The sequence below is a fragment of the Streptosporangium sp. NPDC051022 genome (assembly GCF_040683035.1).
In the GTDB taxonomy this organism is placed as follows: Bacteria; Actinomycetota; Actinomycetes; order Streptosporangiales; family Streptosporangiaceae; genus Streptosporangium.
In genome coordinates this window covers 78,927-90,143 of record NZ_JBFBCF010000006.1, presented here as the reverse complement: position 1 = coordinate 90,143, position 11,217 = coordinate 78,927, and the positions used below count along the sequence as shown (strand labels likewise).

The window sequence follows — 11,217 nt, the reverse complement described above, 5'->3', positions numbered from 1 at the left end:
GATTGCCGCATTTGATGAAATGTGGTGATTTGATTGCTTGATATCTGGAGGGGGAGCGCCCGCGGTGACGCCGGAATCGACCCGGCGAATCAGATGAAAACGGTGAGGGCGTTCTTTGTTTTCTCGTTCGGAGAAAATGGCGGCGAAGTTGCACGGATCCGGGTGTGGGCGGTCCCGGCGCGGGCAGGCGGGATCACGGGCAGGGAGAACCGAGCTGGGCGAACAGCTCCGCCTGGTCGAAGTAGAGGCGCAGGCTCACGATGAGCCGGTTCTCGATCGTGCAGACATAGCAGCAGCGCAGCGACACGGGACGGCCCGTCGCCGGGATCACCTGGCCGTCGGGCAGGAGGTACGGTCCCTTGTGGGTGCCCACCATCACCACCTCGTCGACCGTCACGTCGTCGCCGACGTCGAACGACTCCACGACCACCGCGCGGATGTCCGGAAACGCCTCCCAGAACTCCTCCAGGTACGAGGCGAGCTCCTCGTGTCCCTGGGACAGGCCTTCGGGGCTGACGGTTACCCCGGCCGGGCTGACGGTGCGCAGCAAGGCGTCCATGTCGTGAAGGTTGAACGCGGCGGTGTAGCCGTCGCGAACCTCCCGGGCGTCGGTCATGGTGTCGCCCTCCTCCCCGCGAGCGGACGCGTGCGACGCGGCTGCCTTCCCTCCGGCCGGTCACCTCCGAGGAGGGCCGCTGTGCCGATCGCCACGGCTGAGGCGAACATCTCGCGGAAACCCGCTAATCCCGAGCATATGACCAGGCCGGTTCCGCCGGAACCGGCCGGTCGCCGTCCCGGTGGGTGAGATCTCCGGAGCGGCGTCCTCCGGCCATGACCGCTCCCGGAGCCGGTCCGCCGCCGCGCCCGGAATCCGGTCGACGTCGTTTCCGTGCGGAAACGGAGTTTCCCTCGAAACGGGACTCGGGCCGCGGTCCGAGTTCGCGCGGGCGCGCCGCGGCTGTACACGAGCGTCGGGATCGAGCCGGGCGACCGCGAGGCGTCGGCCGCGCAGACGATGAAGAACTTCGGCCTCTTCGGCGCGCCGCACGTGGCGATCATCACCGTCGACGAGGCACTCGGCGTCCACGGCGCGATCCATCTCCCGCCGGCGGCCGGTGACGGGGCCGCCCGGGGCGGCCGTCTCGGCGCCCGCGCCGCCTCACGCACGGCGGCGTCGAGGAGTCCGGGGCGGGCGTCCTGAGGGAGGCGACGCCTGGAGTTCCGATCCCGGCCTCCGACATGCACCAGGACGGTTAAGATGAGTCAAGACGGTCGTAAGATCCTTAATCCTTGCCGTATATCGTCAAATAATTGCTGATTCAGAGCAATAAATATCTCCTTGTCGGACAAAGCGTTTGGTGAGAGGTTTGGAGAACGGTCCGCCGTCGACTTCAGGGGGTATCTCTCGGCCATGGGCGATTATGGCAAAGATTTTATGGATCCCGTAGACCTGCCCGAACTCCCCTTTGAGCGGGGCAACCCTCTCGATCTTCCGCAGATGTACCACACGCTGCGGGGCAGCGAGCCGGTGACCCGGGTGCGAACCCAGGCGGGCGACGTCGCCTGGCTGGTGACCGGCTACGACGAGGCCAGGGAGGCCTTCGCCGACCGGCGTCTCGGCCGCGCGACCCCCGTCCCCGAACGGGCCGCCAGGATCTCCAGCTCGGTGCTGCTCGGCGGCCCGCGCAAGGAGAGCATCGAGGTGGAGAAGGCCAAGCACGAGCGGATGCGCCGGATCTTCGCCCCCGCCTTCTCCGCCCGCAGGATGGTGGCCCTCACACCGCGTGTCCAGGAGCTCGTCGACGGGCTCCTCGACGACATGGCCGAGCTGGGACCCCCGGCCGACCTGCGGGAGCAGCTCTCCCTGCCGCTGCCCATACTGGTGATCTGCGAACTGCTCGGCGTGCCGTACGGCGATCGCGAATACTTCAGGAAACTGGCCGAGACGGTGGCGGACCTGCGCGATCCGCAGCGGGCCCAAGCCGCGATGGACGCGCTGGGCGAGTACACCGGGAAGATCGTCGCCGACAAGCGGGCGCACCCGGCCGAAGACGTGTTCTCCGATCTGGCGATGGCCGGCGACGTGTCCGATGAGGAGGCCGCCCTGCTGTCGGCGGGGCTGTTGTTCGCGGGCCACGAGACGACCGTCAACCAGATCGACTACGGCGTGCTCCTGCTGCTGTCCAATCCCGGGCAGCGCGACGCCCTGGTCGCCGACCCGTCGCTGGCGGAGGGGGCGGTCGAGGAGATCCTGCGGATGTCAGCGCCGAGCAACCACGGCATGCCCCGCTACGCCCACGAGGACGTGACCATCGGCGGTGTGGAGATCGAACGCGGAGATGCGGTGATCATCGCCATGACGGCGGCCAACCGCGACGAGCGGGCCTTCGCCGACCCCGACCGCTTCGACATCGCCCGCGACCTCGGCCACCAGCACCTCGGATTCGGCTACGCGGTCCACTACTGCATCGGGGCGAGCCTGGCCAGGGTGGAGCTGCGGACGGTGTTCGGCAGCCTGTTCCGGCGCTTCCCCACGCTGGCCCTCGCCGTACCCGTCGAGGAACTGGTCGAGCACAAGACCGCACTCGGCGGAGGGGTCGAGCGCGTCGCGATCACCTGGTGACCCGGGACGGCGCCTCTTCCCCCGGCCCCGGCCCCGGCCTCGTGCCGGAAGCCGGGGGAGGGGCGCCGTGGCCCGCGGATCGTGGGGGAGGCGCTCACCATCGCACGGCGGAGAAGTCGATGGGACGAGGCCGGAGCGTCCGCACGCGTGCCGTGAGTTCGCCCAGCCGCCGGGCCATCTCCGGGGCCGGAAGCCGTTTGCGGCCACCGTGCCCCGGCAGGAGCCACTCGAAGCGGAGCCGGCCGGCCGTGCGGGTCAGGGAGGCGGCCAGTTCCGCTATGGAGTACCACGTGACGCTCTCGGCCACTTCGAGGTCCTCCGTGGTACGTGACCAGTAGAAGCTGTCGCCGCTGAAGCAGTATCGCTCGTCGGCGACGTAGAGCACGCTCCCCCGGGTGTGCCCGGGGAGGGGGTACGCCACGACGTTCTCGGCGATCTCGACCGGATCGACGCCCCGGATCACCTGGTCGGCGTCCGGCGCGGCGTCGAGGTCGCCTTCGTGGATCCACAGGCGGGCGCCGAATCGGTCGGCGTAGCGGCGGCCGTGCGCGGCGTGGTCGCGGTGCGTGAGCAGCACGTCGGTGACGGGGCCCAGCGTTTCGTACCGCGAGGCCAGTCCCCGGTCCCAGCGTGGGGTGTCGATCATCATCACGGTCCCGGACGGGCGGCGCAGTAGGTAGGAGTTGGCCCCCGCCGTGCGCCGGGAGTTGTGCCCGCACAGCAGGACGGCGTCGTCGAGGCCGATCGGGAAGGGATCCGTCTCCGGGCCCGGAGGCCGGGAGGAGTGACGGATCGACCGGGTGGGGCAGGCGAAGGCGGCCGCCCGCACCTGCTCGGTCTCCGCCGCGCCGTACGGCTGGCGGAGCATCACCGAACGGCCGCCCGCCTCGCCGATCAACCCCGGCGCGAGCTGCCGGGCGACGTCGCAGTTCGTGCAGCGGTCGTCCACGTACCAGCCCCCCTCCTCCCCGCCGGTACGCTCCGCCGCCGCGCTGATCCTCTGCCCCCGTACGGAGGCGGCAGACTCGTTCATCGATGTCCCTTTCCCGGGTGGATCACTGGAATCTGGCCGCTTCTCCTTTCCAGGAATATCGCGCGGTACGCGGAAAAAGAAAGAGGGGCCGCTTCTTGTGATTTTCCGGCGATTCGGATCTCACCGGCGGCTTCCGCGACGGCGGTGACGATGGCGGGTGACGGCGGCGACGGCGACGCTGACGGCGCTGATCGGCGATTTCGGGCGGCGGCGACCGGCGCCGATCCGGTCCGGTCGTGCTCGGCCCGAATTCCCGCTCCGGCGAGCGGATCGCCCGTCACCGGCGTTTCCCGGGGAATCTTCGCCCGCCGCCGATCTCCGTACCCGGCCCTCCCGAAGGCCGAAATCCCTATGCGAGGGGCATCTGTTCCGGATATTCGGCGCGGGGCCGCGCCGTGACCGGTTTCACGCGTGGAGCGCCTCGTGCGGCAGGGCGGCGGCCACGCGGCCGTTCGGCGCGTGAACGGTCCGTGCGGCCAGCAGAGCGTCGACGACCGCTTCCTCCACCGACTCCAGGACGGCGGCGAAGACGGTGTCGAGCTCGGCCGGGGGCAGCGTCCTGGGGGCGTCGGAGGGCTCGGCGGAGAAGGCCAGCCCGTAGTCGCCGCTGCCGTGGCTGTAGGAGGCGCCGACCCTGCCCAGGGCGAAGACGCCCCTGGCCGCGATCCGGGACAGCTGCAGGGCGCCGCAGGCGATGTCGAGGGCGACCACCACGACGCAGGAGCCGCGCTCGCCCGAAGGTCCCGCCCTTCTCAGCCCCAGGCTCTCCGGGGTGATCGTGCGGCCCAGGAGCCGCAGGTCCCCGCCCATGTTCGCCTGGACCAGCACGCCCACCGTCGTCTCGCGGCCGCACAGGGACACCCGGCGTGAAGCCGTACCGATGCCCGCCTTGAAGCCGAGCGCGCAGGCCCCCGTGCCGCCGCCGACGTTGCCCATCGCCACCGGCCCGCCGGATGCCCGGTCAAGGGCGGCGTAGACGTGCCCGGTGGTGACCGGGCGCGGGTCTCCCGTCGACAGCCAGCCGTTGTTGACCTCGCCGACCACCGGGTTCACCGAGACGACCGGCTCGCGGCGGCGGTCGATGAGCCAGCTCAGCAGGCTGTCGGCGACCCCGAACGTGGACAGCGTGGAGGTCAGCAGGACGGGCGTCTCCAGCTCGCCGAGCTCCATGATCTGTGTGGCCCCCACGAACTTCCCGTAGCCGTTGCCGACGTGCAGCCCGGCGGGGACGGTACGGGCCCGGTCGTCGGTCAGCGCGGCCGGCACGACGGCGGTGACGCCCGAGTAGACGCCCCTGCCCTCGTCGACGACGGTGGTCTGCCCCACCAGGACTCCCGCCACGTCGGTGATGGCGTTGAGCGGTCCCGGATCCAGGTGGCCGACCGGGTGCCCGAGGTCTCGCAGGCGTCGTCGCTGCATGTGGGTCGGCCCTCCCGTGGTGCGGTCCCTTGGATTGTGCCGCCTCGCGCGTGCCCGTGCCTGGTCGCGGAGACCGAAAGACGGCGCGCGAATTGGGCGGTCACCCGAATCCGGGCTGCGCGGCGGCGTCGCCGCCGGATCGCCGGGCGCCGACATGACCTGTCCGGTCATACCCGGTGATCTACGACGTCGGGTCTCACGAATATACATGTCGTGATCGAAGAGGGATCACGACATGACCGGTTCCACCATGATCCACGACGCTCCCGCTCCGTAAGGGAGATTCGCGACAAGGAACGGTGCACGGACGTCCACCGTCGTTTTCCGCCGGCCGGAGTTCTCCTCGACGCCGAACCCTTGGCCTGGGAAAAGAGCGGCGCATTGTGGTCGCCGCCGGCGATCACACGGGATTCCGGAAATCGGCGACCCGTTTTCGAGTGAAGGTCCCGTGATGGCCGGAGTTGCATGACGGTCACCGTCGGTATTCGGTGCCCGGCCATTCGGCGCGGCCGGAAACAAGGAGAGATCAACTACGCTGGAGCCACCGCGTGATAACCGGTCTCCGTGTTCGGGAGGAAATCCTGTGGCGAATGCGACGCACCGATATGGAGGATATCTTGTCCCCGCTCGTATACGTCGATCACGCTTCCACCGTCACGCGATCGCCGGGGTGGGCCCGTACATGGAACCGCGTGATCATGGTGGCGGCCGCGGGCGTGACGGCCCTCGCCGGATGGCAGAACCGCTGGATCAGCGACGACGGCCTGATCGCCGTGCGGACCGTCCGGCAGCTGCTCGCGGGTAACGGACCCGTCTTCAACGTCGGTGAGCGCGTAGAGGCCAACACCGGCACCGCCTGGACCTATCTGGTCGCGCTGGTCTCCTGGGTGAGCCGGGGGGACGTGGCCTATGTCTCGGTGCTGCTCGGCCTGGTCTGCACGGTCGGCGCCGTGGTGTTCGCCGTGCACGGCGCCACGCTCCTGCACGGCGGCTCGCGCCGGCTCCTGCCGGCCGGAGTACTGGTCGTCCTGGCGCTGCCGCCGTTCTGGGAGTTCGCGACCTCCGGCCTGGAGACCGGGCTGGTGTTCCTGTGGACGGGGGCGTCGTGGTGGTCGCTGGTCCGGGCGGCCTGGGGCGGCCCGGTGCTCCCGCTGGTGTTCGTCCTGGGGCTGGCGCCTCTCGTCCGCCCGGAGCTGACCCTGGTCTACCCGGTCTTCTTCGGCGCGTTGCTCGTACTGCGGTGGCCGGGACGGTGGGCCGCCGCTCGCTGGTTCGCGATCTCCATGGCCCTGCCGGTCGCCTACCAGATCTTCCGGATGGGCTACTACGGGCTCCTCGTGCCCAACACCGCGCTGGCCAAGGAGGCCGGCCAGAGCCGGTGGGCGCGTGGTCTCCTCTACGCCGGGGACACCGTGCTGACCTACCAGCTCGTCGGCCCCATGCTGGCGGTCATCCCGCTGTCGCTGTGGGCCTGCCGCACGCGCCGCGATCTCGTCGCCGCGGCGGCCCCGCTCGCGGCCGGGGTCCTGATGCTGCTGTACGTCCTGCGGGTCGGCGGCGACTTCATGCACGGCCGGATGATGCTGCCGGTTCTGCTGCTCCTCCTGCTTCCCGCCATGGTCCTGCCGCCGCACATCATGACCGCGCTCGCGTGCACGGCCGTGACGCTGTGGGCCGTGGTCTGCGCCACGACGTTCGGCGTGCCGTACGGACAGACCACCGGGCCGGACGGGATCGCGGACGAGCGCGGCTTCTACGTGGCCTGGACTCACGATCCGCATCCGGTGACCGCCGAGGCCTATGCCCGCGCCAGGCCGGCCCCGGTGAACGCGGAGAACGCCACCGGCCTGTACCTGCCGGACATGGGGCTGGGGCCGGTGCCGCTCCGCGCCGACCGGCCCGCCCGCCTGGCCGTGGGGGGCAACGTTCTGGGCACGCTGGGGGCGTCGCTCCCGCTGGACGTCCTCGTCGTCGACCAGCTCGGCCTGGCCAACCCCCTCGGCAGTCACATGGCGCTGGCGTGCGGGCAGCGGGTCGGACACGAGAAGCCGCTTCCCGCCGAGTACATCCTCGCCGACCACATGGCTCCGGGAACCCCGTTGCCGGACGGGCGCCTCCAGGCGGAGGTGGGGCGGATCAGGGGTGAGCTGGCCACCGGCCGCTTCCGGGACCTGCTGGAGGCCACGAGGGCCCCGCTGACCCCACGCCGGTTCTGGGACAACCTGGTGGGCGCCCTCGCCCGCACGGCCTTCCGGTTCCCCGCCGCGAACGCCTCCTGCACGCCGTGAGCGTTCACCCGGTGTACGGAGGGCTCGGCGCCGGACACATCGGATGCATCGGACACACCGGGTGGCTGGGCACGCGGCCCGCGGACGCGGCCGGTTTCTCTCCGGTGCCCTCGCCGCGCGAGGACGAGGTTCCGGGGGCCCGGCCTTGTCCTTCCCGTTTCCGGGGATAGTGGTAGACGGGGGTCGGAACCCACGACCCCGGAACGGGGAGGTCACCGGGACAGGCGGCGCCGAGGGGGCGGTGTGCTCGCACGCGTGGGGGAGCGGATCCTGCGGCGGCTGGAGGTCGTCGTGGGCGGTCCCGCCCGCTTCCAGGTCATAGCCGTGCTCGGCTGCGTGCTCGCCCTCGACTCCGCGGACAAGGGAACCATCGGGGCGGTGGGCGAGGAGATCGAGCAGAGCCTGGGCATCACCAACACCGAGCTGGGCGCGCTGATCACCGTGTCCTCGGGCATGGGAGCCCTGGGTGTCCTGCCCATGGGGGTGCTGGCCGACCGGGTGAACCGCGTGCGGATCCTGGCCGTGAGCATCGCGGTGTGGAGCGTGGGCATGCTGATCAGCGGCGCGGCCGATTCGTACATGTGGCTCCTGGTCTCCAGGATGGCGCTCGGCGCCGTGACGGCCGCCGCCGGGCCGGTGGTCGCCTCGCTCACCGGCGACTTCTTCCCGCCCGCCGAACGGGGCCGGATCTACGGCTTCATCCTGAGCGGTGAGTTGCTCGGCGCCGGGTTCGGGCTGGTGGTGGGCGGCGATCTCGCGAGCCTGCTGTCGTGGCGCTTCGCGTTCTGGTTCCTGGCCCTGCTCGGGATGGCCCTCGTGGTCGTGATCGTGCGAAAGCTTCCCGAGCCCGCGCGCGGCGGCCAGAGCCGGCTGCTTCCCGGGGCGGACACCCCGCTTCCCGGGCCGGGCCGCAGGGGCGGCGGTCCGCCGGGCCGTGGGGACGGCGGCGGTCCGCCGAGCCGGGACGACGTGGTGCGGGCCGCGGTGCGGGGCCGGGGGGTCACCCCCGACCGGGCGCTGCTGCCGCGCAGGAACCCGGCACGGATGTCGATGTGGGAGGCGGCGCGTTACATCCTGCGGATCCCGACGAACGTCGTCCTGATCGTCGCCTCCTCCATCGGATACTTCTTCTTCGCCGGTCTGCGGACCTTCGCCGTCATCTTCGTCAGCCGGCAGTACGGCATCGGCCAGGCGGCGATCAGCGGCCTGATCCCGCTCCTCGGGGCCGGTGCCCTGCTGGGGGTGCTCACCGGCGGGCGGAGCGCGGACTGGCTCACCCGCCACGGGCACGTCAGCGCGCGCGTGACGGTGCCCGCGGTCGCGTACCTGGCCGCCGCGGTGTTCTTCGTCCCGCCCCTGCTCACCACGTCGGTGCTGTTCGCGCTGCCGTTCTTCGTCATCTCGGCCGCCGCGCTGTCGGCCGCCAACCCCCCGCTGGACGCCGCCCGCCTCGACGTCGTCCACTTCCGGCTGTGGGGGCGCGCGGAGAGCGTCCGGACGTTCCTGCGGATGGGGGGAGAGGCCGTCGCCCCCGTGACCTTCGGCTTCCTGGCGGACATCCTCGGTTCGGGCGAGCCGGGGGGCGCGCGGGGCCTGCAGTACACCTTCCTGATCACGCTGGTGCCGCTGGCGGCGAACGCCGTCATCCTCCTGCACGGCCGGCGCACCTATCCGCGCGACGTCGCCACGGCCGCCGCCTTCGAACGGCTGACCGAGCGAGGCCGCGGAAGGCCCGGCCGCTGATCAGGCCGGCGCCCACCGCGTCCCGGCCCTCACGGGGATGCCGTCCGTTCGCGCCGGATTGACCGAGATGGCCGGATTGGCCCAGGTGAGGGCGGGCATCGTCACCTCGGGGTTCCGTTTCCGGCGGGCCAAACGAGACGCCGTCCGGCATCCACACGGGGGAGACACAGTGGTTTCCGTGATACTGGCGTTGTTCGCCGCGGGCTGCAACGCCGTCGCCTCGGTGCTGCAGCGGCGCGCGGCGCGTTCCGTGCCGTATCTGAAGGGGTTCCGCCTCGTCCTGGCGCTGGTCCGTAAACCGGTGTGGCTGGGCGGGATCGCCGCGCTGATCGGCGGGTTCGTCTTCCAGGCCGCCGCGCTGAACGCGGGCGCGCTGGCGCTGGTGCAACCCGTTCTCATCATCGAGCTGCCGTTCACCATGGTCCTCATGTCATGGATGTTCGGCGTGGCGCTCGACCGGCGGTCGTGGCTCGGGGTGGGGGCGATGACGGGCGGGCTCGCCGTGCTGCTGGCCTCCGCCTCCCCCAGCCCGGGGGACCGGACGCCGACTCCGCTGGAGTGGGCGCTGGCCACCCTCGTGACGATCGCCGTCGTCACCGGGCTCGTACTGGCGTCACGGCTGGTCACCGGCGCCGCGCGGGCGGCGGCGCTGGGGGTGGCCGCCGGTGTGGGCTTCGCCTTCACCGCCACCTTCATCAAGGAGAGCACCGTCGTCTTCCAGGAGGATTCCGCCCGGCTGGCCACCTCCTGGCAGCTCTACGCGATGGTGGCGGCGGGCCTCGTCAGCCTGTTCCTGCTGCAGAGCGCGTTGCAGAGCGGGACGCTGGTGGCCGCGCAGCCGGCGTTGACCACCAGCGACCCCGTGGCGAGCATCATGTACGGCACCACGATGTTCGGAGAGGACATCCGGACGGGTGTGTGGGTCCTGCCGGAGACGCTGGGCATCGTCTCGATCATCTGCGGGAGTCTCCTGCTCGCCCAGTCGCCTCTCGTCCGGGACCGTCCGCGGGCCTCGCCGGCGCGGAGATGAGAACGGTCTCGGCCGGAGCCGCCGCGAACAGGGCCGCCGCCCGGGCGATCCGGCGGCCGCGCAGCCGTTCGTCCCCCAGCCGGTCCAGCGCGTCGAGCAGCGCCGCGCCGTCCCGCGCGTACTCGCCCATCCCGGCCCGCGCCATCGCCAGCGCGCCGTCGCGCCCGTGCCCCGGAATGGGCCGGTACAGGATGACCGGCAGGCCGGCGGCGAACGCCTCCTGGCACGTCAGCCCGGCGCTGATGTCGACCAGCGCGTAGGCCGCCGCCATCAGGTCGGGCACGTCGTCCCTCCAGCCGAGGACCGGCATGGTTCCGGAACCGGCCAGACGGCGGTGAAGGCCGGCGTCGCGCCCGCACAGGACGACCGGCGTGTACCGGCCGGACCGCGCCAGGAGACGCGCGGTCTCCTCCGGACGGCCCACTCCCCACGACCCTCCGGACACCAGCACCAGCCGGGCACCGGGGTCGGCGCCGATCCGGACGGCCGTGCCCGCCCGATCGGCGGCGGGAGCCAGGAAGGCGGGTCGCACGACGGGTGCGCAGGCCAGGGCGGGCCGCCCGGTGGCGGCGGTGATGTGTGCCAGGACGGCGGGGTTCGGGCACAGGTGCCGGTCGTTGCCGGGGTGCAACCAGAGCCGGTGCACGGCGAAGTCGATGATCAGCACCGTGCACGGAGTCCGCAACCGGCCGCGCCGCCTCAGCAGCCCCGTCATCTGGGCGGCCAGATGGAAGGTCGAGACGATCTCGTCCGGCGGGTGGCCGCCGATCAGGCGTCTCAGGCGGGCCGCCATCAGGATCGTCAGCGGCGATGCCGACGGCGCCCGTTTGGCGGTGAAGAAGACCTGGTAGATGACCTCGTAGAGCCACGGCGCCCGTTTGATCGTCCAGTGGTAGCCCCGGCGCAGCGCGTGGCCCAGCCGGAACGGGACCAGATGGAGGACATCGATGATCTCCACCTCCGCGCCGTCCGCGGTCAGCCGCCTGGCGAGCTCCGCGGCGACCCCGTCGTGTCCGGAGCCCATGCTCGCGCTCAGGATCAGCAGGCGCCGCGCGGCGGTCACGAGTCCCCCTGCCCGGGG

At 71.5% G+C, this 11,217-nt stretch carries 9 protein-coding genes; 5 read left to right on the top strand and 4 right to left on the bottom strand.

Annotation, left to right across the window (positions count from 1 at the left end):
- Positions 1-193 precede the first annotated feature (193 nt).
- Positions 194-616, bottom strand: coding sequence for an ester cyclase (locus AB0N02_RS13270; protein WP_363945537.1), 423 nt, complete (start codon positions 614-616; stop codon positions 194-196).
- Between the two features lie 273 nt (positions 617-889).
- Between AB0N02_RS13270 and AB0N02_RS13265 the strand changes: the two genes are divergently transcribed.
- On the top strand, positions 890-1,201 hold the full coding sequence (locus tag AB0N02_RS13265; protein ID WP_363945535.1) for a hypothetical protein: 312 nt from the start codon (positions 890-892) through the stop codon (positions 1,199-1,201).
- Between the two features lie 234 nt (positions 1,202-1,435).
- Positions 1,436-2,623 (top strand): cytochrome P450, encoded by a 1,188-nt coding sequence (locus AB0N02_RS13260; protein WP_363945533.1) that lies wholly within the window; start codon positions 1,436-1,438, stop codon positions 2,621-2,623.
- Between the two features lie 94 nt (positions 2,624-2,717).
- On the opposite strand, the gene AB0N02_RS13255 is transcribed toward AB0N02_RS13260, so the two are convergent.
- Positions 2,718-3,656, bottom strand: a complete 939-nt coding sequence (locus AB0N02_RS13255; protein WP_363945531.1) for an MBL fold metallo-hydrolase — start codon at positions 3,654-3,656, stop codon at positions 2,718-2,720.
- A gap of 405 nt (positions 3,657-4,061) precedes the next feature.
- Positions 4,062-5,075: a P1 family peptidase gene (locus AB0N02_RS13250; protein WP_363945529.1), complete on the bottom strand. Its 1,014-nt coding sequence runs from the start codon at positions 5,073-5,075 to the stop codon at positions 4,062-4,064.
- A gap of 692 nt (positions 5,076-5,767) precedes the next feature.
- On the opposite strand from AB0N02_RS13250, the gene AB0N02_RS13245 reads away from it, so the two are divergent.
- The 3 genes from AB0N02_RS13245 (at position 5,768) to AB0N02_RS13235 (ending at position 10,136) form a co-directional block, all read left to right on the top strand.
- The gene (locus tag AB0N02_RS13245) at positions 5,768-7,363 is read left to right on the top strand and encodes a hypothetical protein (protein ID WP_363945528.1); all 1,596 of its coding nucleotides are present in this window, start codon (positions 5,768-5,770) and stop codon (positions 7,361-7,363) included.
- Between the two features lie 243 nt (positions 7,364-7,606).
- A complete protein-coding gene (locus AB0N02_RS13240) occupies positions 7,607-9,106 on the top strand; it encodes an MFS transporter (RefSeq protein ID WP_363945526.1) in 1,500 nt (499 codons plus the stop codon).
- A gap of 169 nt (positions 9,107-9,275) precedes the next feature.
- A complete protein-coding gene (locus AB0N02_RS13235; RefSeq protein WP_363945525.1) occupies positions 9,276-10,136 on the top strand; it encodes a DMT family transporter in 861 nt (286 codons plus the stop codon).
- On the opposite strand, the gene AB0N02_RS13230 is transcribed toward AB0N02_RS13235, so the two are convergent.
- Positions 10,060-11,199 carry a hypothetical protein gene (locus AB0N02_RS13230; RefSeq protein WP_363945523.1) on the bottom strand — a complete coding sequence of 380 codons (1,140 nt, stop codon included), beginning with the start codon at positions 11,197-11,199 and terminating at the stop codon, positions 10,060-10,062. The genes AB0N02_RS13235 and AB0N02_RS13230 overlap by 77 nt on opposite strands.
- Between the last annotated feature and the right edge of the window lie 18 nt (positions 11,200-11,217).